The 26,210-nt window shown below is 69.1% G+C and carries 28 protein-coding genes; 21 read left to right on the top strand and 7 right to left on the bottom strand.

Going from position 1 to position 26,210, the window contains the following annotated elements; genetic code table 11:
• Positions 1-164: 164 nt before the first annotated feature.
• From FG94_RS05620 to FG94_RS05655, 8 genes are all read left to right on the top strand, one after another.
• Complete coding sequence (locus FG94_RS05620) at positions 165-608, top strand: GreA/GreB family elongation factor (RefSeq protein WP_036208220.1); 444 nt, start codon at positions 165-167, stop codon at positions 606-608.
• A gap of 18 nt (positions 609-626) precedes the next feature.
• Positions 627-875: a hypothetical protein gene (locus FG94_RS27605; RefSeq protein WP_036208224.1), complete on the top strand. Its 249-nt coding sequence runs from the start codon at positions 627-629 to the stop codon at positions 873-875.
• Positions 856-1,785 (top strand): universal stress protein, encoded by a 930-nt coding sequence (locus FG94_RS05630; protein WP_036208227.1) that lies wholly within the window; start codon positions 856-858, stop codon positions 1,783-1,785. The genes FG94_RS27605 and FG94_RS05630 overlap by 20 nt, the downstream gene beginning before the upstream one ends.
• Before the next feature lie 22 nt (positions 1,786-1,807).
• A complete protein-coding gene (locus FG94_RS05635; RefSeq protein WP_152570858.1) occupies positions 1,808-2,020 on the top strand; it encodes a hypothetical protein in 213 nt (70 codons plus the stop codon).
• Between the two features lie 84 nt (positions 2,021-2,104).
• On the top strand, positions 2,105-2,683 hold the full coding sequence (locus tag FG94_RS05640) for a hypothetical protein (RefSeq protein ID WP_152570859.1): 579 nt from the start codon (positions 2,105-2,107) through the stop codon (positions 2,681-2,683).
• Positions 2,684-2,747: 64 nt separating this feature from the next.
• Positions 2,748-3,200: a GreA/GreB family elongation factor gene (locus FG94_RS05645; protein ID WP_036208235.1), complete on the top strand. Its 453-nt coding sequence runs from the start codon at positions 2,748-2,750 to the stop codon at positions 3,198-3,200.
• Positions 3,197-3,541, top strand: a complete 345-nt coding sequence (gene grpE, locus FG94_RS05650; RefSeq protein WP_051996259.1) for a nucleotide exchange factor GrpE — start codon at positions 3,197-3,199, stop codon at positions 3,539-3,541. Before FG94_RS05645 ends, grpE begins: the two co-directional genes overlap by 4 nt.
• Before the next feature lie 205 nt (positions 3,542-3,746).
• Positions 3,747-4,016: a hypothetical protein gene (locus FG94_RS05655; RefSeq protein WP_152570860.1), complete on the top strand. Its 270-nt coding sequence runs from the start codon at positions 3,747-3,749 to the stop codon at positions 4,014-4,016.
• Here the strand turns inward: FG94_RS05655 and FG94_RS05660 are convergent, their stop codons facing one another.
• The gene (locus FG94_RS05660; RefSeq protein WP_036208240.1) at positions 4,017-4,625 is read right to left on the bottom strand and encodes a response regulator transcription factor; all 609 of its coding nucleotides are present in this window, start codon (positions 4,623-4,625) and stop codon (positions 4,017-4,019) included.
• Between the two features lies 1 nt (position 4,626).
• Complete coding sequence (locus tag FG94_RS05665; protein ID WP_051996260.1) at positions 4,627-6,210, bottom strand: ATP-binding protein; 1,584 nt, start codon at positions 6,208-6,210, stop codon at positions 4,627-4,629.
• A 157-nt stretch (positions 6,211-6,367) separates the two neighbouring features.
• On the opposite strand from FG94_RS05665, the gene FG94_RS25840 reads away from it, so the two are divergent.
• The 5 genes from FG94_RS25840 to pncB all read left to right on the top strand — a co-directional run bounded on the left by FG94_RS25840 (position 6,368) and on the right by pncB (position 10,696).
• Positions 6,368-7,288, top strand: a complete 921-nt coding sequence (locus FG94_RS25840; protein WP_051996261.1) for a universal stress protein — start codon at positions 6,368-6,370, stop codon at positions 7,286-7,288.
• A gap of 84 nt (positions 7,289-7,372) precedes the next feature.
• The gene (locus FG94_RS27110; RefSeq protein WP_036208243.1) at positions 7,373-8,254 is read left to right on the top strand and encodes a hypothetical protein; all 882 of its coding nucleotides are present in this window, start codon (positions 7,373-7,375) and stop codon (positions 8,252-8,254) included.
• A complete protein-coding gene (locus tag FG94_RS05680; protein ID WP_036208245.1) occupies positions 8,247-8,906 on the top strand; it encodes a hypothetical protein in 660 nt (219 codons plus the stop codon). The genes FG94_RS27110 and FG94_RS05680 overlap by 8 nt, the downstream gene beginning before the upstream one ends.
• Positions 8,907-8,995: 89 nt before the next feature.
• Complete coding sequence (locus tag FG94_RS05685; protein WP_036208248.1) at positions 8,996-9,493, top strand: SET domain-containing protein; 498 nt, start codon at positions 8,996-8,998, stop codon at positions 9,491-9,493.
• A 9-nt stretch (positions 9,494-9,502) separates the two neighbouring features.
• Positions 9,503-10,696, top strand: coding sequence for a nicotinate phosphoribosyltransferase (gene pncB, locus FG94_RS05690; RefSeq protein WP_036208250.1), 1,194 nt, complete (start codon positions 9,503-9,505; stop codon positions 10,694-10,696).
• Here the strand turns inward: pncB and FG94_RS05695 are convergent, their stop codons facing one another.
• The gene (locus tag FG94_RS05695) at positions 10,697-12,178 is read right to left on the bottom strand and encodes a methyl-accepting chemotaxis protein (RefSeq protein WP_229445872.1); all 1,482 of its coding nucleotides are present in this window, start codon (positions 12,176-12,178) and stop codon (positions 10,697-10,699) included. It abuts the gene before it with no gap.
• 308 nt (positions 12,179-12,486) lie between these two features.
• On the opposite strand from FG94_RS05695, the gene FG94_RS05700 reads away from it, so the two are divergent.
• Both FG94_RS05700 and FG94_RS05705 read left to right on the top strand, forming a co-directional pair.
• The gene (locus tag FG94_RS05700) at positions 12,487-13,236 is read left to right on the top strand and encodes a GAF domain-containing protein (protein WP_036208255.1); all 750 of its coding nucleotides are present in this window, start codon (positions 12,487-12,489) and stop codon (positions 13,234-13,236) included.
• 84 nt (positions 13,237-13,320) lie between these two features.
• Entirely contained in the window at positions 13,321-13,734 is a 414-nt protein-coding gene (locus tag FG94_RS05705) for a DUF4019 domain-containing protein (RefSeq protein ID WP_036208258.1), read from the top strand.
• A 3-nt stretch (positions 13,735-13,737) separates the two neighbouring features.
• Here FG94_RS05705 and FG94_RS05710 read toward each other — a convergent pair whose 3' ends face one another.
• The 4 genes from FG94_RS05710 to FG94_RS05725 all read right to left on the bottom strand — a co-directional run bounded on the left by FG94_RS05710 (position 13,738) and on the right by FG94_RS05725 (position 20,029).
• Positions 13,738-14,802 (bottom strand): L-dopachrome tautomerase-related protein, encoded by a 1,065-nt coding sequence (locus tag FG94_RS05710; RefSeq protein ID WP_036208261.1) that lies wholly within the window; start codon positions 14,800-14,802, stop codon positions 13,738-13,740.
• A complete protein-coding gene (locus FG94_RS05715) occupies positions 14,799-15,989 on the bottom strand; it encodes a DNA topoisomerase IB (RefSeq protein ID WP_036208265.1) in 1,191 nt (396 codons plus the stop codon). Before FG94_RS05715 ends, FG94_RS05710 begins: the two co-directional genes overlap by 4 nt.
• A gap of 76 nt (positions 15,990-16,065) precedes the next feature.
• Complete coding sequence (locus FG94_RS05720; RefSeq protein ID WP_036208268.1) at positions 16,066-17,712, bottom strand: Na+/H+ antiporter; 1,647 nt, start codon at positions 17,710-17,712, stop codon at positions 16,066-16,068.
• A 79-nt stretch (positions 17,713-17,791) separates the two neighbouring features.
• Positions 17,792-20,029, bottom strand: coding sequence for an ATP-binding protein (locus tag FG94_RS05725; RefSeq protein ID WP_036208271.1), 2,238 nt, complete (start codon positions 20,027-20,029; stop codon positions 17,792-17,794).
• Between the two features lie 168 nt (positions 20,030-20,197).
• On the opposite strand from FG94_RS05725, the gene FG94_RS05730 reads away from it, so the two are divergent.
• Genes FG94_RS05730 through FG94_RS05755 form a run of 6 tightly spaced genes read left to right on the top strand, consistent with a single transcriptional unit; the run spans position 20,198 to position 26,199 of the window.
• The gene (locus tag FG94_RS05730) at positions 20,198-22,582 is read left to right on the top strand and encodes a bifunctional salicylyl-CoA 5-hydroxylase/oxidoreductase (RefSeq protein WP_036208274.1); all 2,385 of its coding nucleotides are present in this window, start codon (positions 20,198-20,200) and stop codon (positions 22,580-22,582) included.
• A 24-nt stretch (positions 22,583-22,606) separates the two neighbouring features.
• Positions 22,607-23,461 (top strand): enoyl-CoA hydratase family protein, encoded by an 855-nt coding sequence (locus tag FG94_RS05735; RefSeq protein ID WP_036208277.1) that lies wholly within the window; start codon positions 22,607-22,609, stop codon positions 23,459-23,461.
• Position 23,462: 1 nt separating this feature from the next.
• Positions 23,463-24,629: an acyl-CoA dehydrogenase family protein gene (locus tag FG94_RS05740; protein WP_036208280.1), complete on the top strand. Its 1,167-nt coding sequence runs from the start codon at positions 23,463-23,465 to the stop codon at positions 24,627-24,629.
• Complete coding sequence (locus FG94_RS05745; RefSeq protein WP_036208283.1) at positions 24,629-25,021, top strand: RidA family protein; 393 nt, start codon at positions 24,629-24,631, stop codon at positions 25,019-25,021. Before FG94_RS05740 ends, FG94_RS05745 begins: the two co-directional genes overlap by 1 nt.
• Before the next feature lie 11 nt (positions 25,022-25,032).
• A complete protein-coding gene (locus FG94_RS05750) occupies positions 25,033-25,647 on the top strand; it encodes a pyridoxamine 5'-phosphate oxidase family protein (protein ID WP_036208286.1) in 615 nt (204 codons plus the stop codon).
• A 33-nt stretch (positions 25,648-25,680) separates the two neighbouring features.
• Positions 25,681-26,199: a tetratricopeptide repeat protein gene (locus FG94_RS05755; RefSeq protein ID WP_036208289.1), complete on the top strand. Its 519-nt coding sequence runs from the start codon at positions 25,681-25,683 to the stop codon at positions 26,197-26,199.
• Positions 26,200-26,210 lie beyond the last annotated feature (11 nt).

Raw genomic sequence — 26,210 nt, forward strand, 5'->3', positions numbered from 1 at the left:
GCCTGCCTCTCCTGAGCTCGGCGAGAGCCGGCGAAGCCCAGCTTCCCACTCTCCCGAGCCCCCTCCAAAGCATCGTCTGAAGCGCTGCGCATATGCGGATGCATTTGCCGCGGCACGCCATTCGTTCTTATTGGCCAGCCTGAACGGGCTGGGAAAGGCAAGCCATGTGCACCACTACTTACCTCAGCCAGCACGACCTGGCTGTCCTGACACGCTTCGTGCGGGCTCGATCGGCCGACCCGGGCCGGGTCGAGGCCGCCGTGCGCCGCCTCGCGCACCTGACCGCGGTATCGCGCACGCTTCCCAACGGCGATAGCGACGGCGGCGAGCGCCGCGTCTCGCTCGGCGCGAGCGTGCGCTACCGCGTCGCCGCCTGCGGCACCGCCATCCATGAACGCACCCGGGGCGGCGCCGACCTGGATACCGTCGTCATCGCCTGTCCGCAAGATGCGCAAGCCATGACGCCGCGTGTTTCGGTGCTGGCCCCGCTTGCGCTGGGCCTGCTCGGCCACGCCGAGGGCTGCACCGTCGACGTCGACCTGGCCCTCGGGCGCACCCTGCGCCTGGAAATCGTCGAGGTCCAGCCGCCTGCGGCCCTGCCGCTTTGAGTGCTTGAAGGAGAAGCCATGACCGATATCCAGCACAAGCCAGCGCCGGGGCGCAAGCCCGGCATCGAAGAGCACATCGCGGCCGCCGGCCAGCGTATCGCGGCCTTGCAGCGGCGGCTGGATGAAGCGCTTGCCGAGCTGGCCCACACGCGCGGGCGCGCGGCCGCCGGACTCGCACAGGCCGAGCGCTACGGGCATGAGGAGCCGGCCAGCGCGCCGGCACATGGCACGCCGGAGGACAGCATTCATGGAGGACACCGTGCGTAGAATCGACCGGATCTTGCTCGCGATACACCAGGCCCATCCCGGCCGCGTGGAAATGCGCGCCTCGCTGCTGGCGCCCGCGCTGGGCGTCGAGGCCTTCGACGTGCTGGCCGTCAAGCGCGCCGGCAACGGCCTGCGCCCCACCACCGCCTACAGCCACGTCCAGGTGGATGGCGGCAGGCTCAGGGCGCTGGTCGATGGCGAAGCCAGGGCGCTCGGCAACTTCCCGCCACCGGACGAGCTGGACAAGGTATGGATGGTCCGGCGCGGCCATCCGGCCGACGTGATCGCGGTCACGGCCGACAGCATCCAGGCCGACCTGACGCTGATGGCGGGCAGCGGGAGGCCGCGCCTGCCGCTGTGGGCGAGGCCCTCGCGTGACGCCGATGTCGTGCGCCTGTGCCGCGGCGCCGTGCTGCTGGTGCATGGCGAGCCGCGCCACGATTACCGCAACGTGGTGGTGGCGACCGATTTTTCGCGCGCTTCGCTGGCGGCGGCGCGCACGGCCGCGCTGCTGGCGCCGAACGCCCGTTTCGTGTTCGTGCACGCCTTCCAGCAGCCCGAGACCGCCATGATGCGCGAGCTGGAGCTGCCGCCGCGCGTGATCCGCTCCTACCGGGAGCAGGGCTGGGAAGCCGCGCGCAGGAAGCTGGACGAATTTGTCGAGCTGTTCCTGCACGATGTGCCCCCGGGACGGCGCGAAGTGCACGCCGGCCGCGCATACGAAGTCATCCGCGACTGCGTGCGGCGCCAGCAGGCCGACCTGCTGGTGCTGGGACGGGGCGCCTGCCATCCCGGCGCGCGGCTGTCGAGCACCAACGTGATGCAAAAACTGATGGACGAGGGCGCATGCGACCTCCTGGTCGGACCGGACCGGCAGGGCGACGGCATCGACCGCCGACTGGCGGCGTGAATCAATCGAAGAAGGAATGGACATGAAGTGGAATCGAGCGGATGGAAGCAGCCCGGATGCCGCCGCGCAGCTGCGGCCCGGCATGGAAAGAAAGGGCAAGCGCCGCTTCGCGAAGCGCCTGCTGGAGCGCAGCGCCCGCTGGCGCCGCATGGTTGCCGGCGGCCTGGCGGCGGGGATGGCGGCGATGCTGGCCAGCCTGCTGGTGCTGGGCGAGGCCGCGGCCATGGCGATGTGATCGAGGAGGAATGATGTGGATACCACCACCATGCGGCAGGGCGGCCTCACCCGACACCCCGCCGCCGCTTCGGCCGCGGGCGAGATGCAGGTGCTCCACTGGCAGGCACACCCGTGCTGGCCGGTAAGGCATAACGCCGGGCGCGCGCTGGCGGCGCTGCGTGCCGGCGCGGGCGCCGTGCTGCTGGTGCGCGCCGGCCGGCAACCCCTTGAGCGCCGCGACGGCCAGGCGCTGTTCCCGACGGACTTGTCGCCGTCCTCCCTGGACAGCCTGCGCCTGGCGATGCGCACGCTGCCGCGCATGCGCTTCACGCTCCTGCACGGCTGCCGCGTCGGCGGCGAAGGCAGCATGCGCACCGCGGGTGTCGGCGACGCCGCGCTCGACGCCTGCCGCCGCCGCAGCGAAGGCGCGGCGCGCGCGGCGCTCTGGCGCTTCGCCGCGCAGTTGCCGCCGCGCGAGGTCCGCCCGGTGCTCGTGGTGCTGCGCCAGCCGTGGCACGCGGCGGTCGCGGCGCATGCCGCCATGGCCCGCCCGGACCTGCTGGTGCTGGCCGATGGCGGGGGCGGTCCCTGGGCGGCGTGGCGCTGGCGCGCGCGCCTGCGCGCACTGCTGGCCCGTACCGAGTGCGACCTGCTGCTGCTGCCGCCTGCGCGTGCGGCTTGAACCTTCCGGCGCGCGGCCGGTTTCCTGACTGTCGGCCAGCCCACTGGGCTGGGAAAGGCATTGTATGTGCAACAAGCATTACCTGAGCCAGCACGACCTGGCGATCCTCCATCGGTTCGCACGCGAACAGGGCATCGGTGCGGAGGTGCGCGACCCGTCCGGACGCAAGCTCGCCGCCTTGCTCGCCTCGTCCCTGCCGCTGCCCGAGACCGACGCCGCGCCGCGCCACGTGACGCTGGGGGCGACGGTTCATTACCGGTCCGACGGCGCGCGCGACCTGAGTTCGATCGTGATCGCCTGCCCGTATGACGCCAACGCCCTGCTGGCGCGGGTGACCATCCTGTCGCCCTTGGCGCTGGGGCTGCTCGGGCATGCCGAAGGCTGCAGCGTGGAGATCGAGCTGCCGAACGCGCGCTCCATGCTGGTCGACATTGTCGGAGTGGACGCGCCGGCGCGCATCCCGCCGCCGGCGCCATACCACCCAGTTTGCAACCCACCGGAAAGGAGAACCCCATGACCGAGATGAACTGTGCCGGGTCGTTCCACCCGCAAGACGGACCGCGTACCGCGGGCGGCATCGAGGAGCGCATCGCCGCCACCGGACGCCGTATCGCGGCGCTGCAGCGCCAGCTGGATGGGGCAGTGGAGGAACTCGGCCATGCACGGCGGCGCGCCACGGCCGATCTCGCGCTCGCGGCCCGGTATGGACACCAGGACCTGGCCCTGGCCCTGCTGCCGTTCCGGGATGCGCTCGAAGCCGCGCTGGCGGTGCGCACCGGCGACGCCGCCGCCCTGCGCGAAGGCCTGGTGCTGGCCGGTCGCCAGCTCGACGCGGCGCTGGCACGCCGGCACGGCTGACGGCATGATTCCCGTCACTCCCATCGTCATGTACCGGTTGCGCCGGATGCGAGGCCACGCCGGCCTCGCCTGGGCTCGGGATTGCGTCGGCGCGGCCTTCTGGCCCGCCGCTACGCAGCTCCCGAGCCCCCTTGCGACGACGACCCGCGGCCCAGGCGCCGCGACATGATGAATGCCCCGCAGCAGGGGCGAACTGGAGGACGGAATGTCAATGTATCGACCGGGATTGTTTGGCCGGGATGCGGCGCTGCGCGCCAAGCAGCGGATGGAACAGCGAATGGAGCGGCGCAGCAAGCGGCGCCTGGCGAAGCACCTAGTGGAGCGCAATGCGCAATGGCGGCGCACGGTGCTCAAGACCATGGCCGCCGCGCTGGCGGCGCTGCTGGCCGGGCAGCTGATGTTCGGCGAGGTGGCCGTGGCACAGCCGGGCGGCGCGCCGCCTGCCGCGCAGGGCGAGGCGCTGCGCGCGGCCTGACTACCCGATCGGGTTCTGCAGGTGCTGGCGGACCAGGTCCGCGATCGAATCCACCTGCAGTTTCTCCATTACCCGCGACTTGTGCACTTCCACGGTGCGCACGCTGATCCCGAGTTCTTCGGCGATCTCGCGGTTGTGCCGCCCCGCCACGACCAGCTCCATCACCTCGCGCTCGCGCGGGGTCAGGCTGGCGTGGCGTTTCAGGTACTCGGGCGAAGCCTGGCCGGCGTCCGGCTGCGCCGCCCGCGCCAGCGCTTCTTCGATCGCCGCGACCAGCGGCCCTTCCTGCAGCGGCTTTTCCAGGAAATCCACGGCTTCCGAGCGGAACGCTTCGCGCGCCGAATGCACGTCGCCATGGCCGGTGATGATCAGCACCGGCAGGCGGCTGCCCAGTTCGCGCAGCCTCTTCTGCAGGCTCAATCCATCCATTCCCGGCATGCGGATATCGAGCAGCAGGCATCCGCTGGCTTCGCTCGTCCACGCGCGCAGGAACGAGTCCGCGTCGGAGAAGAAGGCAGTCCGGTAGCCATGCAGGCTCAGCAGCAGGCCGAGCGCGTCGCGCACGGCGGCATCGTCGTCGACGATGTACACGGTCTGGTTGCGGTTCATGTCAGGAGGTCCTTTCGCCGTCCTCGCTGTGGGCCGGCAGGGTGATTCTCAGGATGGCGTGGCGCCCCGGTTCGACGCTGAGTGCGCCGCCGTGGGTCTCGATGATGGCGCGGCTGATCGCCAGTCCCAGGCCCAGGCCGCTGGATTTCAGCGAAATGAAGGGTTCGAACAGGCGCGCCCGGATCTTGTCGGCGATGCCCGGGCCGTTGTCGGCGATGCGGATCCACACCGAGTCGCCCTCCACGCCGGCGTCCAGCGCGATCCGGCGCTCGACGCCCGCCGGCATCGAGGCCACCGCGTGGATGGCGTTCGACAGCAGGTTGCGCAGCACGATCTCGAGCTGCACCCGGTCGCCCAGCACGCAGGCGTCGGGCAGCGGCCCCGCTTCCAGGCGCACGCCTTCACGGGCCGCCTGGTCGGCGAAGGACGCGAGCATGTCGCCCACCAGCGCGGGCAGGGCCACCGGCGCGAGCGAGGTGGTCCCGGTACGGAAGAACTCGCGCAGGCGCTTGAGCACCTCCGAGGCGCGCTGCGATTCCGCGACCATGGCGCGGATGGTCTTCTGCAGCAGTTCCTCGCTGTCGCCGCGCGCCATCAGGCGCTCGCAGGCGCTGCCGTACATCGACAGGGCGGTCAGCGGCTGGTTCAGTTCATGCGCGACCGCGCCCGCCATCTCGCCGGCCGCCGCCAGCCGCAGCGAATGGCGCAGCTCATGGCTGGCGCGGCGCGCGACGTCGACGGCGATGCCGATCAGGAAGCCGGACAGGGTCAGGGTGAGCACCAGCATCTGCACGTTCGGCATCTGCGCGGCATAGGCGATCGGGCGCAGCGAGGCCACGGTGACGCCGATCTCGAGCACCAGGGCGGCCGTGACCGCGCCGGCCATGCCCTGGCGCGCGGCCGACCAGGCCAGCGGCAGGATCAGGAGGTAGTAGGCCAGCGATTCCGGCGCGGGCCGCTGCAGCGCCACCGCCAGCACCGCGGCCATCAGGGCGATGTAGGCGGCGGTTTCCCAGCGCAGGATGCGGCCGAGGTAGGCCGCGCGCAGTTCCTCGTCGAGCAGGAACTGGCAGATCGGCACCACCACCAGCATGCCGGCGGTCTCGGCGATCGCGTAGCGCGCCACCACGTCCAGCCATCCGCGCGTGGCGAACACCTCCGGCCCGTGCAGCATGCTGGCGTAGGCGAGGGCGCCGGCCAGGCTGCCCATGGTGGCGAACACCGCCCACAGCAGCAGGCCCTGGTGGCTCGCATGGAAGGCGCTGCCGGGCAGGTGGCGGCGCATTGCCGTGCCCACGGCCAGGTAGATGGCTGGGGGCAGCAGCCCGATGAGCAGCGAGAATGCCGGCCGCGCCGGCAGGGCGGGGGTGATCGCGGCCGCCAGCAGGGCGGCCAGGACCAGCGGCAGGGCCGCGCGGCGCCCGCAGCGCAGGACCAGGAACAGGGCCAGGCCCGCCGCGGGGTGCCAGACCGGGGCGATGGTCTGGTGGCGCGCCTCGGGACCGCTGGTTACGTCCAGGGCGACATAGGCAAGGCAAAAAGCACCGCCGAGCCAGGCGGCGCGGACGGCACGGAGATCGAACATGGCGGATTCCTCGGATGCGCCCCGTCGTGTCGGGCGCGCCAGGCTAAGGGCTTCCCTTACGCGGGCTGCGGATGTGGTGGCACCGGCGCCTCATTATACTGGAGGCGTCGGGCAGCCGTCGATGCGCAGGGGGCGCACTGGGCGCCCTGGAGGACCGATGGAGATGACGAAGGAGGGCGCGGCGCGCGACTGGACGCTGGTTGCGGCCGAATGGTCCGACAGGACCGTGCAGGTGGCGCGCCGCGCCGCCTGCCTCGCGCAGCAGCGTGGAGAGCGGGGCCTGCTGGTGCACTTCCATCATTACGGTCTCCAGCATCTCGTGCGCGGCATGAGCGCCGAGGCCTGCGCGCGGCACCAGCGCGAACGCCTGGAGCAGCTCGCCCAGCTGGTCGAGCGCCAGACCGGATTCCTGTTCGAGGTCGAAGCCCACCGCGGCGCGCCGCGCAGCGGGGCCGAGCTGTGCAAGCGCTTCGGCCAGGCGCGCCTGAGCGTGGTCGAAGGGTACCGCGCCTGGGGCCCGGGCCGCCATGTCTTGCGCCTCGCACCAGGCATCGCGCATGGCGCCGCACACCCGGTGCTGATGGTCCGGCGCGACGTCGCGCATGCCTATCGGCGCGCCCTGGTGCTGGTCGACCCCGCCGTCTCCATCACCGAGACGCTCGCCCACCTCGGCGGCGTCGCGCCCGGGGCCGAGATCGTGCTGCTGGCGGCGCTCGAGCGCAAGGGCGAGAACCGGCTGCGCGCCTCCGGCGCCGGCGAAGACCGGATCGAGGCCTCCGTCCAGCAGCAGCGCGAAGACGCCCTGCAAGGCATGGGCGCGCCCGACGGCGTCGTGCGCATCGTCGAGCATGGCTACGCGCCCACCGTGCTCCAGTATGCGGAGCGGCGCCTGCAACCGGACCTCCTGGTGCTGCCGAACGAGCGGACGGCGCGGCTGCGGCGCTTGTTCCTGCGCAGCCTGGTCGGCGAGGCGCTGGCCCGCTCCGACTGCGACATCCTGGCGTTGCCTGCCGGCCAGCCCGACACCCGCAGCCTAGCCGCGCCTCTAAGGGTTTCCCGTACGGACCCGGGCGAATAGGCAGCCCCGCCGATTTCACCGATACTGCCGCCGGCCGCGCGCTGTCGCAGCGCGGCCGGCCGTTCTATGCACGAAGAGAATCACATGGATCTGAACAAGAATTTCATCAAGACGAAGCGTCCCTGTGCGGAAGGCTTCCGCTGGTTCCTGCAACACCACGCGCAGGGCAGCGACTACCAGCCCCTGCTCGACGCCCTGGTCGCCGCCGGACGGGTGGACGACGCCTGCTGGCTGCTGGGGCAGTTCGGCCCGAGCTCGGCGGTGATGACGGTCGACGCGATCGAGGCCGAGGCCCTGGTGTTCGCCGGCTCGCTCGAGGTGAAGGGCAACATCGAGATCGACACCGTGCTCAGGACCGGCGGCGCCATCCGCGCCGGCGGCGGCATCCGCGCCGGCCAGTCGATCGAAGGCGGCGACGACATCCGCGCCGGCGGCGGCATCCAGTGCGCCGGCACGCTGACGGCCGGAGGCGGCGTCGACGCCGGCTGGGGCATCCACGTGCTGGGCGACATGCGCGTGGCAGGCTCCCTGCGGGCCGGCTGGGACATCGCCTGCGGCGGCACGCTGTCCCTGGATGGCGACTGCAGCGCCGGACACGAGATCGTGCTGGGCGGCCCGGCGCGCTGCGAGCAGGGCATCCGCGCCGGGGGTGCGATCACGGGGCAGGCGGACATCCGCGCCGGCCGCGGCATCGAATCGGGCGGCAGCATCGAGAGCGGCGGGCATCTCGAAGCCGCCTGGGGCATCAAGGCCAACGGCGCCCTGGTGGCCGCGGGGGCGATCCGGGCCGGCGAAAGCCTGCTGGCCGGCGAAGAGATCCGTGCCGGGGAAGGCTACGGCGTGTTCGCCGGTCTGGCGATCCAGCAGGACCGCTGGGACTGCAGCGCGCAGGTGCACGCGAGCGAACGGCCACGCCAGCTGCTGAGCGGCCATTGGGTGCCGCGCTGCGGAGCTGCCGATGGCTAGCATCCTGGCGCCGGGCTTCGGCTGGGCCTGGCAGCGTCCCGCGGAACTGCGGATCGACGTGGTGCATCGCCCCGACGACCTGGGGCGCGAGCTCGATGAACTGTACCGCCGCATGCAGCGCCCCGGCCACCGGCTGCACGGGATGGCCACCGTGCCGGTGGCGCCCGGCGAATATCCCGCTCTGGTGTTCCGCCACCGCGAGGCCGACGGCGAGCATTATGTGTATGCGGAAGACCTGCAGCTGCGCCGCCTGGCGGGCTACACGGTGTTCAACCGCCTGGTCGAGCTGGACCGGCGCGCCGACCGCCACCTGCGCGCGCCGCATTCCAAGTTTGCGCCTCCCTACCAGCGCAAGGGGATCGCGACCGCCATCTACCGCTGGTGGCTGCAAGGCGGGAACTGCCTGATCAGTGGTGCGCGCCAGTCGGCCGGCGCCCATGCGCTCTGGCTGTCCCTGGCGCGGCGGCGCGAATTGCTGTACGTGGCGCTGCGCGACAAGAAGCTGCGCCAGCAGGCGCCAGGCGCCGCCCCCTGCCTGGGCGATGATTTCCATACCCGGATGATCCTGCTCGGCGACGGCTGGAGCGCGGAGCGCCTGATCGCCAGCACCGGGATGCTGCCCTGCGCGCCGGAACCATCGGCGCGGGAGTGACGGCGCTGCGGCGCATCAAAATGTGCGGCATCGCGCCGGCGATTGGCTCCATAATACGTGCTCGACATGCAACACCAGACAAGGACCCGATGAGCACCAGAGCCCGCACTGCCGCCGCCAAGGCCTATGAAGTCAGGAAGTCTCCCGTCCACGGCAACGGCGTGTTTGCGCTCAAGCCGATCGGCGTCGGCGAGCGCATCATCGAATACCGGGGCGAACGCATCAGCTGGGACGAGGCGACCCGGCGCGCGGCCGAGGCAGGCGGACCGATCAACCACACTTTCTACTTCACGCTGGCGGACGGCCGCGTGATCGATGGCGGCAGCCACGGCAATGCGGCGCGCTGGATCAACCACGCCTGCTCGCCCAACTGCGAAGCCTTCGAGGACGAAGGGCGGGTCTACATCCACGCGATGCGCGACATCGCGCCCGGCGAAGAGCTGAACTACAATTACGCCCTGATCTACGACGAGCGCCACACGCCGGCCCTCAAGAAGCTGTTCGCCTGCCGCTGCGGCACGCCCGGCTGCACCGGCACCATGCTGGCGCCGAAGAAGCGTACCAAGAAAAATCCCGCCACCGCCTGAAGGAGCCTGATGAAGCCCGTCGTCCGCAGCCTGCTAGAGACCGATCTGTACAAGTTCACCATGTGGCAGGCGCTGCTGCACAGCCACCCGGACGCGATCGGCGAATACGAATTCCTGTGCCGGAACCAGCCGGCCTATCCGCTGGCCGAGCTCAAGGATGATGTGGAGCGCGAGCTCGACCACCTGTGCTCGATGCTGTTCGAAGACCACGAAGTCGCCTACCTGCGCAACCTGCGCTTCATCAAGAGCGACTTCGCCGACTTCCTCACGCTGTTCCGCTTCCAGCGCAAGTTCATCCAGGTCGAGACCGACGGCCCGCACCTGCGCATCCGCGCCACCGGTCCTTTGGTGCATGTGATGGGTTTCGAGATCTTCGTGCTCTACATCGTCAACGAGTTGTACTTCCGCCGCTTCGACCAGGAGGCCGCGATCCTCGAGGCGCGGCTGCGCCTGCAGCAGAAGATCGACGAATTGCGCGCTTTCGCGAAGGAGCCGCCGCGCGCCACGCCTTTCGAGTTCTTCGACTTCGGCGTGCGCCGGCGCTTTTCCGGCGAGTGGCACGACGAGGTGGTGCAGACCATGGCGCGCGAGCTGCCGCAGTTCTTCAAGGGCACCTCGAACGTCTACCTGGCGCACAAGTACAACCTGGTGCCGATCGGGACCATGGCGCATGAGTACCTGCAGGCCTACCAGGCCTTCGGGGTGCGCCTGCGCGACTTCCAGAAGGCGGCGCTGGAAGACTGGGTGCAGGAATACCGGGGCGACCTCGGCACCGCGCTCACCGACGTGGTCGGCATGGACGCCTTCCTGCGCGACTTCGACCTGTATTTCGCCAAGCTGTTCGACGGCCTGCGCCACGATTCGGGCGACCCGGTGGAGTGGGGCGAGAAGGCCCTGGCGCACTACGCCAAGCTGCGCATCGATGCGCGCAGCAAGCGCCTGGTGTTCTCGGACGCGCTCACGGTGCCCAAGTCGCTGGCCCTGTACCGCCACTTCGCCGACCGCACCATGCTGGGCTTCGGCATCGGCACCAAGCTCACCAACGACACGCCCTACCAGGCGCTGAACATCGTGATGAAGCTCACCCACTGCAACGGACAGCCGGTGGCCAAGCTGTCGGATACGCCGGGCAAGTCGATGTGTACCGACGAGACCTTCCTGGCCTACCTGCGGCAGGTGTTCAACCACCCGGGCCCGGGCTGATCATGGGCGCGCCGCCTGGCGCGCCGACGACCTTTCCTCCTCGAGCTGGAAGGTATCCACCACCGCCGCCAGCTCGGCCGCCTGCCGGCGCAGCGACTGCGCCGCCGCTGCCGCCTGTTCGACCAGCGCCGCATTCTGGATCGTCATCTCGTCCAGGCGCGCAATGGCGTCGTCCACGCGTTCAATGTCGGCGCGCTGGGCGCCGGTCGCGCTGCTGATGTGGCCCATGATGTCGGTGACGCGGTGCACGCCGTCGACCACCTGGCGGATCGTTTCGCCGGCTTCGCCCACCAGCGCCGCGCCCAGGCCGACCTTGCTCACCGAGTCCTCGATCAGCGCCTTGATCTCCCTGGCGGCCGCGGCGGAGCGCTGCGCCAGATTGCGCACCTCGCTCGCCACCACGGCGAATCCACGCCCCTGTTCGCCGGCGCGCGCCGCCTCGACCGCCGCGTTCAGCGCCAGGATATTGGTCTGGAAGGCGATGCCGTCGATGACCGCGATGATGTCGACGATCTTCTTCGAGGAGGTGTCGATCAGCTGCATCGTGGTGACCACTTCCTCCACCGCCGCGCCGCCCTTGACCGAGATGCTCGACGCGGTGCCGGCCAGCTGGCTGGCCTGCGCCGCGTACTCGGCGTTCCGGCGCACCGACTCGATCAGCTGCTTCATCGAGCTCGCCACCTCGGCCAGCGCGGCGGCCTGGGTCTCGGTGCGGGTCGACAGGTCGAGATTGCCCGAAGCGATCTGGATGGATGCCGAGGCGATCGCGTCGGTGCCGCCGCGGACCTTGCCGACGATGCCGCTCAAGCCGTCGCGCATCGCGCTCATCGCATACAGCAGGCTGGACGGCCGGGCGCGGGCCGTGTCCACCGCCTGGTGCAGCTTGCCGCCGGCGATGGCGCGCGCCACCCGGGCGGCGTAGGCCGGTTCGCCGCCGAGCTGGGCCAGCAGGCTGCGCACCAGCACCAGCGCCACCAGCACGCACAGGACCACGGCCAGCATGCTCAGGCCGCTGATCCAGTAGCGCGTGCCCGCGGCCTCGGCCTTGGCAAGCTGGACGGCCTCGGCGGTACGCGCCTGCAATCCCTTGAGCAGCACGTCGATGTCGGCCACGATGCTCCGGCGCAGCGGGCTGCATTCCTCGACCAGGAAGCGGCCGAAGCCTTCCATGTCGCCGCTCGCCCGATAGGCGCGCGGCCGTTCCAGCTCGCGTGCCATGGCCAGCATGCCCTCGCGCACCTTGCCGTACTGCGCGTTGTCGCGCAGGACCGGGTCGAGGCGGGCGAGGGCAGCCAGGTACTCGGCCTTGCGCGCGTCGACCAGGTCCAGCTCGCGCCGGGCCGCGGCGGCGTCCTGGAAGATGTAGGCATTGCGCGCCGCGATGCCGGTCTGGGCCAGTGCTTCGCGCGCGGCATACAGGGGTTCGAGTTCGCTGTTCCTGACCGAGTCAAAGCTGTGCAGTGCACGTTCGATGCTGTTCACGCGCGACACCGCGAACGCCGCGAGGATGAGAGTGACCGACAAAATCAGGGCAAATGCCGTGCTTAGCCTGGCTGTAATGCCCGCGCGCTGGAAGAAGTGCATGATGACCTTTTCAGGTAAATGAACGAAAAGTTAGTAACTGAATAATTGAATCTGCTTAAATTGCGCAAGAGTATGTATGTATAATTTCCTAATTGCAACTGAATTTGAGTTAATTGTGTATATCTGAAACTCATCTCTAGAATGCGTGTTTTAAATGAGGGATTTCGTCATTTCGGGTATACTTCAAGAGATAACCAGGACCGCTAATGCAGAGCAAGTTCACCGAAGAGGACCCGATCCTCACTACCAGTGCCGCGGCGCGCATGCTGGGCGTCGCAACCAGCACCGTTCAGTTATGGATGGAGAGCGGCGCCATCCCCTCGTGGAAAACCCCGGGGGGCCATCGGCGTACCCGTCAAAGTACGATCCAGGCCATGCTGGACCGTGCAGGACCCTTGTCGGGCGCGCTTTCCGGCGAAACGCTGGTGCAGGCGCCGACCGATCCGGAATTCCTGCTGCAGGGGGACGAAACCTTCCCGACCATCGCCGATGAGCCGCGCCGCCTGGCGGCGCTGGCGGCGTCCAGGCTGGTCGACAGCCCGCAGGAAGAGCGCTTCAACCGCATCGTGCGCCTGGCGGCCACCGTCACCGCCTCGCCGATCGCCCTGGTGTCGCTGCTGACCGCGCGCCGCCAGTGGTTCAAGGCGCGCGTCGGCCTGGGACCACAGGAGACGCCGCGCGAATGGGCCTTCTGCTCGCACGCCATCCTGCAGGATGCGCCCTTCATGGTCGAAGACGCCGCCACCGACGAGCGCTTCCGCGAGAACCCGTTGGTGCTGGCCGAGCCGCACATCCGCTTCTATGCGGGCGTGCCGCTGCGCGACCGTTCCGGCCTGCCGATGGGGACCTTGTGCGTGATCGACCGCGAACCGCGCCGCCTGCGCTCTGCCGAACTGCAGGCGCTGTGCGACCTGGCCGATATCGCTTCTTCGGAATTCCAGGCCAAGGTAGCTTGAGCTAGATGCAACAATGCGAGACATTGTTGCGAAGATGATCCGGTATGCTGGTGGCACCGCTACCAGCCACGACCGGAGATCGCCATGAAGTTTGCCGCCGCCTTATTGAGCCTTGCAGTATGCGTGCAGCCTGCCATCGCGCAGGAATCCGCCACGCCGACGCAGGCCGCCGCCGCCGCGGCCGAAGCCTGGCTGCCCCTGGTCGATGGAGCCGACTATGCCGGCAGCTGGTCGCGGACCGCAGCGAGCTTCCGCGGCCTGGTGACGCAGCAGCAATGGAATGACGCCATGCGCAAGACGCGCGCGCCGTATGGCGCCGTGCGGTCGCGCAGCTTCTTGCGCGCCCACCACACCACGAGCCTTCCCAACGCCCCCGCGGGCGAGTATGTCGTGATCCAGTACCAGACCGAGTTCGCCAACAAGGCCGGCGTCGAGACCGTGGTGCCGATGCGCGAGCCGGACGGCAGCTGGAAAGTGTCCGGCTACTACATCAAGTAAGGCCTAGAACTGTCCGCCGACCAGCTTCCAGAGCTGGGTCGGCAGGGCAGGCGGCGCATCCGGCTTGAAGAAGGCCGAATCCTGGATATGCGAGGTGGTCACGTAGACCGTGCCGTCCAGGCCCTGGGTAAAGGTGTCCGGCCAGCGCAGGCGCTTGTCCTGCACCAGGATCTCGGGCTGGCCGCCGGGCCCGGCGTCGAGGTCGCGCACTTTCACCGCATCGTCCTCGACGGCGCTGAGCAGCATCCGGTTGGTCCCGCGCGGGATCAGGAGGCCGTCCGAGACGCCGTTCTTGCCGAACTCCTCGACCTCGCCGCCCACGTCCTGCCCCTGCATGCCCGCGCCCAGCAGGCTTGACGTGGCGATGCGGTACAGGGTATCGCCCTTGATCGCCTGCCAGTACAGCCACTGGCCGTCATCGGACAAGGCGATGCCGTCGGCCGAGAACTCGACGCCGCGCCCATCCGGCCGGCGCAGCTCCTTGCCGTCGGCCTTCACGTTCAGCCCCTTCTTCATCTGGGTGGACGGATGGCCGTCGAGCAGGCGCACCGTCTTGCCGCTCGCAAGATCGACGACCAGGATCGCCCCGACCACGCCCGAATCGGTGATGAAGGCATGTTTGCCGTCGTTCGAGAAGCGCACGTCGTTCAGGTAGGAGCCTTGCGGGGCGGCTTCTTCGTCGAAGGCGATGCTGCGGCTGACCCGGTCGGTGGCCAGGTCGATCTGCACCAGCTTGGCGCCGCCCGATACCAGGTGGGCCTGCGCGGGCGCGGCCGGATCCAGCACCCACAGGCTGCCGCGGCCGTCGGCGACGATGCTCTGCACGCAGACCCAGTGCCGGTCGGGCGGCAGTTCATCCTTGCGCGCGTTGCGCCAGGCGTTCCATTCCTGGTCCGGGTAGGGGCGCAGGCTGCCGTCCTTGCCGACTTCGGCCACCGACACCGCGCTGTCCTCGGTCCAGCGCGGGAAATTCACGAAGATCCGGTTGTCCTCCGAGACCGAGACGCCGGTCACCTGGTGCTCGAAAGCGGTGACCTGTTCGATCGACCATCCTGACTGCTTGCTCATGCTGCTCCTCTCATGGGTTGGGGCGCGCTGCGGCGGCGCGGCGCGCGCTTGGGCTTGTCGGACTTTCCAGGTGCGGCCCTGGCGCGTTTCTGCTCCTGTTCCTGTTCATGGCGCAGGCGCTGCTGCAGCATGGCCAGCACCGCGGCTTCTTCCGGCTGCAGGGCGTGCAGCTCTTCCTTCAGTTCCTGCTCGGTGCGCTCGCGCAGGGTTTCCAGCACCGTGCCGTCGAGGTAGGCGTCGAGCACCACCGGGTGCACGTAGCACTTGCGGCAGACCGAGGGCGTATTGCCGAGCTTCTCGGCCACCGACTCGATCGCGCGCACGATGTTCTTCTTGGCCTGGGCCTCGGAGTCGAACTTCTCGAACTCCTGCAGCGCCAGGGCAGCCAGCACGGTGCCCGACCAGGTGCGGAAATCCTTGGCGGTGTAGTCCTCGCCGGTGATTGAGCGCAGGTAGTCGTTGACGTCGCTCGAGTCGATGCTGTGGGTTTCGCCCTCGTCGTCCACGTACTGGAACAGTTCCTGGCCGGGCAGGTCGCGCGAGCGCCGGATGATGCGCGCCACCCGGCGGTCGTGCACCTCTACCTTGTGGTAGACGCCGCTCTTGCCGCGGAAGCGGAACTCGACGTCGCTGCCGTCGACCTTGACGTGGCGGTTGCGTAGCGTGGTAAGGCCGAACGACTTGTTGGTGCGCGCATATTCCTCGTTGCCGACGCGCATCATGGTCGCCTCGAGCAGATAGACGATGGTGGCCAGCATTTTCTCGCGCGGCATGCCGGGCAGGGACAGGGCGCGGTCGACTTCCTTGCGGATGGCCGGCAAGGCCTGGCCGAAGTTCAGCATGCGCTCGTACTTCACCTCGTCGCGCACGGCGCGCCACTTCGGGTGGTAGCGGTACTGCTTGCGCCCCCTGGCGTCGCGGCCGGTGGCCTGCAGGTGGCCGTTGGCCTGCGGGCAGATCCACACGTCCGTCCAGGCCGGCGGGATCACCAGCGACTTGATGCGGGCAAGGCTTGCTTCGTCGGTGACCGGGTCGCCGCCGGCGTCGAGGTAGCGGAATCCGTCGCCGGACTTTTCGCGCCGGATGCCGGGGCGGTCGTCGTGGACGTAGCGCAGGCCGGCGGCTTTCGCGGCGGCGGGTGGATCGCTGAGCGGGTTGTCGGCGCTGCCGTTTTCTTCGCTGTGCATGGGCTTCCTTCCAGTCTGGTTGCCCGATCCTACGCCGAAGCCGGCGCCCGCGCCGTACGGGAGCTAACGTAGTGCGCTAGTGCTGGCGGCTGGGCTGGTAGCGCGCCTCGACCAGGTCGATCTCGCGCACCAGGCGGCGCGCTGTCTCGTCGGAAATCTGGCCGTTGCGCGCCATCCGCAGCAGCACCTTGCGCTCCGCCGCCAGCGCGGCCAGCCGGTAGTGGCGTTCCGCTTCCTCGGCCACCCGCGCGCGGCCCGGATGGTGGCTGTCGCCGGCCCCGCCGAGCCGGTGCTGGTACATGCCGCGCACCTGCTCGGCGGCGCTGGCATGGAGGTCGGCATCCTTCTCGTCGAAGGGCTGGGGTGGGCCGGCGCTGTCGATGGCGCCCAGCGCCGCCAGCGCGGCCGCCTCGCGGGCCTGGTCCTCCTCGGCATCGAGCGTGGTTTCCGGCGGCAGTTCCAGCCCGTGCAGGACGCGCGGCAGGCCGATGCTGGCCACCACCAGGGAGATGACGATGACGGCGCTGGCCAGGAATACCGCCAGGTCGCGTCCCGGGAAGGGTTCGCCCCCCGGCAGCACCAGCGGCAGGGTGAGGATGCCCGCCAGGGTGATGGCGCCGCGCACCCCGGCCAGCGAGGTGGCCAGGATCAGGCGCTTGCGCGGCATGATGCCCGCACGCCCCTGGCGCCGCGCTGCCGCCATGGACAGCCGCAGCGAGACCCAGACCCACACCAGGCGCAGCACGATCAGCCCGAAGCTGATCGCCAGTGCGTGCCCCGCCAGCCACCAGAAGTCGCGCGGCACCGCCAGGTCCGGGCCGTTCACCGCGGCGCGCACGATGTCCGGCAACTGTTCGCCCAGCAGCACGAACATCACGCCGTTGAGTGCGAACTGCACGGTATCCCAGACCACGTTGCGGCGCACCCGGGTAGTGGCCAGTGCCCGTCCGCTGAGCTCCACGTAGCTCATCGTGACGCCGGCGGCGACCGCCGCCAGGATGCCCGAGGCGCCGATGTGCTCGGCCACCAGGTAGGCGCCGAAGGGCAGCAGCAGGTTGAGCAGGATCGGCGCGCCGGGCTCCTCGCCGAAGCGCTTGGCCAGCAGGCGCTGCAGGCCGCCCATGGCCAGCGTGACCAGCACGCCGGAGGCGACGCCGGCCAGCGCCACCCACAGGAAGGTGAGCGCGGCGTTCGACAGCGAGAAGGTCCCGGTGAGGGCGGCCGCCACCGCGAAGCGGAAGCACACCAGGCCGCTGGCATCGTTGAGCAGGGATTCGCCTTCCAGGATGTGCATCAGGCGCGGCGGGATCGGTACCCGCGCCGCGATCGAGCCGACCGCCACCGGATCGGTCGGCGCCAGGATGGCGGCCAGCGCGAAGGACACGGCCAGCGGCAGCTCGGGGATCAGCCAGTGGATCAGGAAGCCGGCGCCGACCACCGTGAACAGCACCAGGCCGAGCGCCAGTTCCAGGATCACGTTCTTGTCGCGGAACAGCCCGACCTTGGGAATGCGCCAGCCGTCCAGGAACAGCAGCGGCGGCAGGAACAGGATGAAGAAGGTGTGCGGATCGAGCCGCACCGGATGCCAGCCCATGCTGGCGATCAGGACGCCCAGCCCGATCTGGACCAGGGGCAGCGGAAGGGCGATCGGCAGCACCCTTACCAGGTAGCCGCTCGCCACCACCGCCACCAACATGGCCAGCACCACCCCGACTTCACCCATGCGCGCCCCTCGACGTAAAGCCCGATGATATGCGAAGCGCCGGCGGGGCGGCGTCGCCCAGGGAGTGTGGCCTGTTGCCTCAGCTGGTGGCCGGTGCGGCGCCGGCCGAGGCCAGCAGCTCGCTCAGCTGCACCGTATTGACCGGCTTGACCATGTAATGGTCGAAACCGGCGTCGCGGGCGGCGTCGCGGTCCTGCTGGCGGCCGTAGCCGGTGGCGGCGACCAGCAGGGCGCCGCTGGTCTGCGGCAGGCGGCGCAGGCGGCGCGCCAGTTCGTTGCCGTCCATGTCCGGCAGGCCGATGTCGAGCAGGCAGACCTGGGGCGAGAACACCTTCGCCACTTCGATCGCGTCCAGCGCGTTGTAGGCGATCTCGACCCGGTGCCCGCTGGAGGCCAGGAACAGGTTGAGGGTATGGGCGGCATCCAGGTTGTCGTCCACCACCAGCACGCGCAGCGGCGCCTGGGCGGCGGCCGCATGGCGGCCCACATCGAGCACCTGCACCTCGGCTTCCGGCCCGCAGCGCGGCAGGTGCACGGTGAAGGTGCTGCCCTTGCCGAGTCCCGGGCTGGCCGCGCTGACGCTGCCGCCGTGCAGCTCGACCAGGCTGCGCGCCAGCGCCAGGCCCAGGCCCAGGCCGCCCTGCGAGCGGTCCGGGGTGCGCTCGGCCTGGGTGAACAGGTCGAACACGCGGTCCACCAGCGCCGGCTCCATGCCGATGCCGTCGTCGGTGACGGTGAGCACGTAGCTGTCCTCGTCGTCAAACAGGCGCAGCGTGATGTGGCCGCCCTCGGGCGTGTACTTGGTGGCGTTGCCCAGCAGGTTGGCCACCACCTGCACCAGGCGCTTGTGGTCGCCTTTCACCCGCACCGGCTCGCTCGGCAGGTCGAGCACCACCTTGTGGCGCCGCGCCGAAATCAAGGGGCGGATCTGTTCGGCCGCATCGTCCACCACCTTGCGCAGGTCCAGCACCCCGGTCGACAGCGAGACCAGGCCGCGCGTGACGCGCGAGACGTCCAGCAGGTCGTCCACCAGGCTGGTCATGTGCTCGACCTGGCGCGCGATGATGGCGCAGGTCTGGGTGATCTGGGCGTTGTCCGAATGGAGCAGCTTGAGCAGGTGGGCGCCGGTGCTGATCGGCGCCAGCGGGTTGCGCAGCTCGTGGGCCAGCATCGCCAGGAATTCGTCCTTGCGCTGGTCGGCCGCGCGCAGTTCGCGCTCGGCCTGGCTGCGCGCCGCCTCCTTGGCCTGCAGGGCGGCCGCCATCTCGTCGAGGGCGACGGCCAGGCGGCCGATCTCCTCGTTGCCGGAACTGATTCCGGAACGCGCCTGCAGCTCGCCGGCGGCGATGCGGCGCGCGGTGTCCATCAGCTTGCGCACCCGCTGCACGATCAGGATGTCGCCGGCCAGCCAGGCCGCCAGCAAGGCCAGCATGGTGGTCACGCCCAGGCCCAGCAGCGACATCAGCTGGGCCTCGCGCGCCGCCGCGGTGATGGTTTCGACCGGCACGCCGATGGTCACCGTGTATTCCGACAGCGAGGGGCCGCCCACGCGGGCAAAGGCATGCAGGCGCTCGATGCCGTCCTCGCCGCGCAGCAGCACCGGGCGCAGCGCCGGGTCGCGCATGGCGGCGAGCAGGGGGGCGCTGATCTTCTTGCCGAACCAGCGCTCCGGATCGGGCCGGCGCGAGATCAGGAGGCCGTTGGCGTCGGCCGTCTCCAGGATCGAGCCGGCCGGCAGGTTGATCTCGTTGACGAAGGTGTCGAGCCCGGCCAGGTCCATGGCCGAGAACACCACGGCCACTACGCGGCCGCTGCGGTTGGTGACCGGGTAGGTGAGGTTGATCGTATGGCGGCGGATCACCCGGCCGAACACGTAGTCGCCGGCGATGAAGCGGCGCTCGGCGATGGCGCGCCGGAAGTGGCTGCGGTCGCCCAGGTTCACCGGGTGCAGCATCGGCACCGCGCTGCAGGTCACCTCGCCGCCCAGCTGGATGAGGCCGAAATTGGCGTAGCCTTCGTTACGGTCGAGGACGTCGGCCAGCAGGGCGTTGCAGCGCTCGGTCGGGCCCATCAGGTCCGGCACGCTGACCAGGTCCACCAGGATCTGGCGTGCGCGATCGAGCGACTGGGCTTCGTTGGCGGCAGCCATGCCGGTCAGGCGCTGCAGATTCTCTTCGGAGGCGCGGATCGCCGCCTCGCGTTCGCGCACGCCGCCCAGCACGGTCATGATCGCGATGGGGGTGATCGCCAGCGCCACCAGCAGCATCAGGCGGCTGCGCAGGCTGTTCAGGCGTAGGCGCTGGAGCAAAGGATTCATTCAGTCTCGGTAAGTGCGGTTGCCCATGCACCAATAAGGTGCAGGCGTTTCTGTATTGTACTAAAACAATGCTGTCGGATATACCGCTTGCAAGCTGCCCCCAACATTGCTTGACACTTAAAGCATTCGCGCATGTAAGATGTCGGCAACACCTAAGTGGGAGCGGGAATGAACATAGTGTGCGTGGGCGGCGGTCCGGCGGGGTTGTATTTTGGCCTCCTGATGAAAAAGCGCCACCCGGACTACGCCGTCACCGTCGTCGAACGCAACCGCGCCAGCGACACCTTCGGCTGGGGCGTGGTGTTTTCCGACCAGACGCTCGGCCACCTGGCCGGGGCCGACGAGGACAGCGCACGCGCCATCCTGCAGTCCTTCAACCACTGGGACGCGATCGACGTCCACTTCAAGGGACGCAGCGTCACCTCCGGCGGGCACGGCTTCTGCGGCATCGGCCGCAGGCGCCTGCTGAACATCCTGCAGGAGCGCTGCGCCGCGCTGGGCGTACGGCTGGAATTCGAGCACGAAGTGCGCGACGACGCCGAGCTGGCGCGCGCCTACCAGGCCGACCTGGTGGTGGCCTGCGACGGCGTCAACAGCGCGGTACGCAACCGGTATGCGGACGTATTCCAGCCGGAGGTCGAACGGCGCCACTGCCGCTTCGTCTGGCTCGGCACGCGCAAGCGCTTCGACGCCTTCACCTTCGCCTTCGAGGAGACCGAACACGGCTGGTTCCAGGCCCACGCCTACCAGTACGACGGCGACACGTCGACATTTATCGTAGAGACACCCGAGGAAACCTGGCAGGCCGCCGGCCTGGAAGCGATGGACCAGGGCGAGGCGCTGGCCTTCTGCGAGCGCCTGTTCGCCCGCTACCTCGACGGCCAGCCGCTGATGGCCAATGCCGCCCACCTGCGCGGCTCCAGCATGTGGATCCGCTTCCCGCGCATCGCCTGCCGCCAGTGGGTGCATTGGAACGAGATCGACGGGCGCCGCGTGCCGGTGGTCCTGATGGGCGACGCCGCCCATACCGCGCACTTCTCGATCGGCTCCGGCACCAAGCTGGCGCTGGAAGACGCGATCGAGCTGGCGCGCTGCCTCGACGACCCTGCCGTGCCCATGGAACAGGCCCTGGGCGCCTACGAGGAAGCGCGCCGGGTCGAGCTCCTCAAGCTGCAGAGCGCGGCGCGCAATTCGATGGAATGGTTCGAGAACGTCAAGCGCTATACGGCCATGGAGGCCGAGCAGTTCGCCTATTCGCTGCTCACGCGCAGCCAGCGCCTGTCGCACGAAAACCTGCGCTTGCGCGACCCTGCCTACGTGTCCGGCTTCGAGCGCTGGTTCGCCGCGCGGGCGGCGGCGCAGGCCGGCGTGCCGGCGCCAAGTGGCTTCACGCCGCCGATGTTCACCCCGTATAAAGTGCGCGGCGTGCTGCTGAAGAACCGCGTGATCGTCTCGCCGATGGCCCAGTACTCGGCGGTGGACGGCGCGGTGGGCGACTTCCACCTGGCCCACCTGGGCGCACGCGCCCTCGGTGGCGCGGCGCTGGTGATGGCCGAGATGACCTGCGTCTCGAGCGATGCGCGCATCACCCCCGGCTGCCCCGGCCTGTACACGGAGGAACACACGGCGGCCTGGAAGCGCATCGTCGACTTCGTGCACGCGAATTCCGACGCGAAGATCGGCGTGCAGCTGGGCCACGCGGGCGCCAAGGGCTCGACCCGGCCGATGTGGGACGGGATCGACCTGCCGCTCGAGGAGGGCAACTGGCCGCTGGTCTCGAGCTCGCCCCAGCAATACCTGAAAGGGGTGTCGCAGCTGGCGCGCGAAGCCACGCCTGAGGACCTGGAACGCATCAAGCGCGACTTCGTGCGCGCCACCCGCGCGGCGTACGAGGCGGGCTTCGACTGGCTGGAACTGCACTGCGCCCACGGCTACCTGCTGTCGAGTTTTATCTCGCCGCTGACCAACCGCCGCCAGGACGCCTATGGCGGCAGCCTGGAGAACCGCTGCCGCTATCCGCTCGAGGTATTCGCCGCGATCCGCGCCGCCTGGCCCGCAGACAAACCGATCAGCGTGCGCCTGTCAGCCCACGACTGGGTCGAGGGCGGCATTACCCCGGATGATGCGGTGGCAATCGCGCGCCTGTTCAAGGAGCTTGGCGCCGACATGATCGATTGTTCCTCGGGCCAGGTCAGCAAGGAAGAAAAGCCGGTATATGGGCGCATGTTCCAGACCCCGTTCGCGGATCGCATCCGCAACGAAGCCGGCATCCCCACCATCGCGGTCGGCTCCATCTACGAGGCCGACCACGTCAACGGCATCGTCTCGGCTGGCCGCGCCGACCTGTGCGCCGTGGCCCGGCCACACCTGGCCAACCCGGCCTGGACGCTGAACGAAGCGGCGCGCATCGGCTACACCGGCGCTGCCTGGCCGCGCCAGTACCAATCCGGCAAGCTGCAGCTCGAACGCAACCTGGAACGCGAGCGCCAGATGCACGCGGCCGGCAGCGGTTTGACGCCGCAGCAGCTGGCCGCACGCCTGCTCGAAGGCTGAATTTATTTAATCAGGAGTCACCGTATGCACTATTCTCCGGGCGAAGCGCACCGGCTGCCGGGCAGCCGCGCCAGCCTTGCCGGCTACCAGGCCACCCACTTCCAGTACGCCGTGCAGGACCGGGTGGCGACCATCACCCTGAACCGGCCGGAGCGCAAGAATCCGCTCACCTTCGACTCCTACGCCGAGCTGCGCGACCTGTTCCGCGCCCTGGCCTACGCGGACGACGTCAAGGCGATCGTCATCGCAGGCGCGGGCGAGAATTTCTGCTCGGGCGGCGACGTGCACGAGATCATCGGGCCGCTCACCAAACTCGACATGCCCGGCCTGCTGGCCTTTACCCGCATGACGGGCGACCTGGTCAAGGCCATGCGCGCCTGCCCGCAGCCGATCGTCGCCAGCGTGGACGGGGTCTGTGCTGGCGCCGGCGCGATCCTGGCCCTGTCCTCGGACATCCGCTACGGCACCGCGCGCAGCAAGACCGCCTTCCTGTTTGCCCGCGTCGGCCTGGCCGGCTGCGACATGGGCGCCTGCGCGCTGCTGCCGCGCGTGATCGGCCAGGGCAGGGCGGCCGAGCTGCTCTATACCGGCCGCGCCATGAAGGGCGAGGAAGCGGAACGCTGGGGCTTCTTCAACCGCCTGTGCGAGCCGGATACGGTGTTGGACGAAGCGCAGGCCTTCGCAGCAACGCTCGCCAACGGCCCGACCTTCGCGCACGGCATGACCAAGAAGATGCTGCAACAGGAGTGGAACATGGGCGTGGACGAAGCCATCGAGGCCGAAGCCCAGGCCCAGGCGATCTGCATGGCGACCAATGACTTCCACCGTGCCTACCACGCCTTCGTGGCCAAGGACACGCCACGCTTCGAGGGGGATTGAGATGGCGGACCGCGATTACCTCGACTGGCCCTTCCTGGAGCCGCGTCACCGCGCGCTGGCGTTGGCGCTCGATGCGTGGGCGGGTGAACACCTGCAGCATGCGCATGGCCGCGACGTCGATGCTGCCTGCCGCGCGCTGGTAAAGGAACTCGGCGCCGGCGGCTGGCTGCAGCATGCCGTTGGCGGCGCCGGCCGGCAGATCGACACCCGCGCCATCTGCCTGATCCGCGAAACGCTGGCGCGCCATGCCGGCCTGGCGGATTTCGCCTTCGCCATGCAGGGACTGGGCAGCGGCGCGATCTCGCTGTTCGGTAAGGCAGAGCAGCAGGAAACCTGGCTGCCGCGCGTGGCGGGCGGCCAGGCCATCGCCGCCTTCGCGCTGTCCGAGCCGCAGGCCGGCTCGGACGTGGCCGCCATGCAGTGCGCCGCCCGGCCCGATGGCGACAGCTACGTGCTCGATGGCGAGAAGACCTGGATCTCCAACGGCGGTATTGCCGACTTCTATGTCGTGTTCGCACGGACCGGCGACGGCGGCGGCGAGGGCGGCAGGGGTTCGCGCGGCATCTCCGCCTTCATCGTCGAAGCCGGCACGCCCGGCTTCGAGATCGCCGAGCGCATCGAGGTGATCGCCCCGCACCCGCTGGCGCGCCTGCGCTTCAAGGCCTGCCGGGTGCCGCTTGCCAACCGCATCGGCGAGGAAGGGCAGGGTTTCAAGGTGGCGATGGCCACGCTCGACGTGTTCCGCACCTCGGTGGCGGCGGCCAGCCTCGGCTTCGCACGCCGGGCGCTGGATGAAGCCTTGAAGCGTGCCCGCGAACGGGCGATGTTCGGCAAGACCCTGGCCGACTTCCAGCTGACCCAGGCCAAGCTGGCGCAGATGGCCACCGGGATCGATGCCGCCGCGCTGCTGACCTACCGTGCGGCCTGGCTGCGCGACGGGGGCAAGCGCGTGACGAAAGAAGCCGCCATGGCCAAGCTGACCGCGACCGAGACCGCCCAGCAGGTGATCGACGCGGCCGTGCAACTGTTCGGCGGGCAGGGCGTGGTCAGCGGCGAGACCGTCGAGACGCTCTACCGTGAAATCCGCGCGCTGCGCATCTACGAGGGCGCGAGCGAAGTGCAGCTCCTGATCATTGCGCGCGAACTGCTGGCCCAGGAGGGGAACTGATGGATATCCTGCAACCACCCGGCTGGGTGCGCCCGAAGGGTTACTCGAACGGCGTCGCCGCCCGTGGCCGCCAGGTCTACGTGAGCGGCATGATCGGCTGGGATGCCGAGTGCCGCTTCCAGACCGACGATTTCGTGGAGCAGGCGCGCCAGGCGCTGGAAAACGTGGTCGCCGTGTTGAAGGAGGCAGGGGCCGGGCCCGAGCACATCGTGCGCATGACCTGGTACGTGCTCGACCGGCAGGAATACCTGCAGGCCGGCGCGGCGCTCGGCGCCGCCTACCGGGACGTGATCGGGCGCCATTATCCGACCATGAGCGCGGTGCAGGTGGCGGCGCTGATGGAAGAACGCGCCCGCATCGAGATCGAAGTGACTGCCGTGGTGCCGGATTGAACGGAAGGCCCATGACCGACCATCTCGTGACCGACCTCGCCTCGCTGGAGGCCCTGTTCGGCGACGTCGCGGCGCCGTCGCTCGCCAAGGAAACCGACAGCCTGCACCCTGTCTACGCGCGCTGGCTGGCGCAGGCGCGCTTCGCCCTGCTGGCCACGAACGGGCCGCAGGGACTGGACGTCTCGCCGCGTGGCGACGCCGGACCAATCGTGCGGATCGTCGACGAACAGACGCTGTTGTTGCCGGAGCGGCGCGGGAACAATCGCATCGACAGCCTGCGTAACCTGGTCGCCGATCCGCGCGCCGGCCTGCTGTTCATGATTCCGGGCGTCGGCGAAACCCTGCGGGTGCGGGGCCGCACGCAGATCTCCGTCGAGCCGGACTTGCTCGCATCGTTCGAACACGAAGGCAAGCGGCCGATCTGCGTCCTGCGCATTGCCGTCGACAAGGTCTTCTTCCAATGTGCGCGTTCGATCCTGCGCTCGCGGCTCTGGCATCCCCAGGAGCACGATACCGCGGGCGTACCGTCGCCGGGGACGATGCTGGCCGCGCTCACCCGCGGCCAGATCGATGGCGGCGCGTATGACAGTGCTCTGCCACAGCGGCAGCGCGATTCGCTTTACTAGATGTCGGTAGCAAGAACAGGCGTTTGGAACTGAATGATCGATCAAGCGAAAGCATCGAGGCTGGCAACCGAAGCGTTTGACCACTGGCAAGCTGGTCGGCATGAGCAATCCCGGCTGCTGTATGAAGAAGCCATTGCTTTGGCTGACCCACAACACTACAGGCTATCGGGCTACCACGGCGAGTACGCGTGTGTACTCAAGCACCTCGGCCGACATGATCAGGCGACTACCCAGTTGGAAAAGTCCCTGGAGACCGAAATCGCCCAGGGCGAGGTGGAAGGATCGCCGGCGCTTATCGTTGCGCGCTATTTTCTCGCAGACCATCTTCTTCGGCTTGGCGAAAGCGCACGTGCGCTTGACACCCTGGCTCCCTCACTCAGCCATGCGCCAGGCAGTTGGCTTACACGGCTGGAAGAGGCTCACGTGCTTTACGCACTGGACAGAAAAGCGGAAGCCAAATCGGCTGCTGCACTAGCTATCCAATACGCTCCTCATCCAGAGAAGGCTGAACAACTCAGGCAGAACCTTCGGGAAGTTCTTCAAACACCGTGAACAAGCACATA

Origin of the sequence: Massilia sp. LC238 (assembly GCF_000735635.1) — a bacterium.
Classification (GTDB): Bacteria; Pseudomonadota; Gammaproteobacteria; order Burkholderiales; family Burkholderiaceae_D; genus Telluria; species Telluria varians.

Excerpts from the sequence above, each read along its gene's own strand:
- FG94_RS05620 (WP_036208220.1), top strand. The coding sequence starts at position 165 with ATGTGCACCACTACTTACCTCAGCCAGCACGACCTGGCTGTCCTGACA.
- FG94_RS27605 (WP_036208224.1), top strand. The coding sequence starts at position 627 with ATGACCGATATCCAGCACAAGCCAGCGCCGGGGCGCAAGCCCGGCATC.
- FG94_RS05630 (WP_036208227.1), top strand. The coding sequence starts at position 856 with ATGGAGGACACCGTGCGTAGAATCGACCGGATCTTGCTCGCGATACAC.
- FG94_RS05635 (WP_152570858.1), top strand. The coding sequence starts at position 1,808 with ATGAAGTGGAATCGAGCGGATGGAAGCAGCCCGGATGCCGCCGCGCAG.
- FG94_RS05640 (WP_152570859.1), top strand. The coding sequence starts at position 2,105 with ATGCAGGTGCTCCACTGGCAGGCACACCCGTGCTGGCCGGTAAGGCAT.
- FG94_RS05645 (WP_036208235.1), top strand. The coding sequence starts at position 2,748 with ATGTGCAACAAGCATTACCTGAGCCAGCACGACCTGGCGATCCTCCAT.
- grpE (WP_051996259.1), top strand. The coding sequence starts at position 3,197 with ATGACCGAGATGAACTGTGCCGGGTCGTTCCACCCGCAAGACGGACCG.
- FG94_RS05655 (WP_152570860.1), top strand. The coding sequence starts at position 3,747 with ATGTCAATGTATCGACCGGGATTGTTTGGCCGGGATGCGGCGCTGCGC.
- FG94_RS05660 (WP_036208240.1), bottom strand. The coding sequence starts at position 4,625 with ATGAACCGCAACCAGACCGTGTACATCGTCGACGACGATGCCGCCGTG.
- FG94_RS05665 (WP_051996260.1), bottom strand. The coding sequence starts at position 6,210 with ATGTTCGATCTCCGTGCCGTCCGCGCCGCCTGGCTCGGCGGTGCTTTT.
- FG94_RS25840 (WP_051996261.1), top strand. The coding sequence starts at position 6,368 with ATGGAGATGACGAAGGAGGGCGCGGCGCGCGACTGGACGCTGGTTGCG.
- FG94_RS27110 (WP_036208243.1), top strand. The coding sequence starts at position 7,373 with ATGGATCTGAACAAGAATTTCATCAAGACGAAGCGTCCCTGTGCGGAA.
- FG94_RS05680 (WP_036208245.1), top strand. The coding sequence starts at position 8,247 with ATGGCTAGCATCCTGGCGCCGGGCTTCGGCTGGGCCTGGCAGCGTCCC.
- FG94_RS05685 (WP_036208248.1), top strand. The coding sequence starts at position 8,996 with ATGAGCACCAGAGCCCGCACTGCCGCCGCCAAGGCCTATGAAGTCAGG.
- pncB (WP_036208250.1), top strand. The coding sequence starts at position 9,503 with ATGAAGCCCGTCGTCCGCAGCCTGCTAGAGACCGATCTGTACAAGTTC.
- FG94_RS05700 (WP_036208255.1), top strand. The coding sequence starts at position 12,487 with ATGCAGAGCAAGTTCACCGAAGAGGACCCGATCCTCACTACCAGTGCC.
- FG94_RS05705 (WP_036208258.1), top strand. The coding sequence starts at position 13,321 with ATGAAGTTTGCCGCCGCCTTATTGAGCCTTGCAGTATGCGTGCAGCCT.
- FG94_RS05710 (WP_036208261.1), bottom strand. The coding sequence starts at position 14,802 with ATGAGCAAGCAGTCAGGATGGTCGATCGAACAGGTCACCGCTTTCGAG.
- FG94_RS05715 (WP_036208265.1), bottom strand. The coding sequence starts at position 15,989 with ATGCACAGCGAAGAAAACGGCAGCGCCGACAACCCGCTCAGCGATCCA.
- FG94_RS05720 (WP_036208268.1), bottom strand. The coding sequence starts at position 17,712 with ATGGGTGAAGTCGGGGTGGTGCTGGCCATGTTGGTGGCGGTGGTGGCG.
- FG94_RS05725 (WP_036208271.1), bottom strand. The coding sequence starts at position 20,029 with ATGAATCCTTTGCTCCAGCGCCTACGCCTGAACAGCCTGCGCAGCCGC.
- FG94_RS05730 (WP_036208274.1), top strand. The coding sequence starts at position 20,198 with ATGAACATAGTGTGCGTGGGCGGCGGTCCGGCGGGGTTGTATTTTGGC.
- FG94_RS05735 (WP_036208277.1), top strand. The coding sequence starts at position 22,607 with ATGCACTATTCTCCGGGCGAAGCGCACCGGCTGCCGGGCAGCCGCGCC.
- FG94_RS05740 (WP_036208280.1), top strand. The coding sequence starts at position 23,463 with ATGGCGGACCGCGATTACCTCGACTGGCCCTTCCTGGAGCCGCGTCAC.
- FG94_RS05745 (WP_036208283.1), top strand. The coding sequence starts at position 24,629 with ATGGATATCCTGCAACCACCCGGCTGGGTGCGCCCGAAGGGTTACTCG.
- FG94_RS05750 (WP_036208286.1), top strand. The coding sequence starts at position 25,033 with ATGACCGACCATCTCGTGACCGACCTCGCCTCGCTGGAGGCCCTGTTC.
- FG94_RS05755 (WP_036208289.1), top strand. The coding sequence starts at position 25,681 with ATGATCGATCAAGCGAAAGCATCGAGGCTGGCAACCGAAGCGTTTGAC.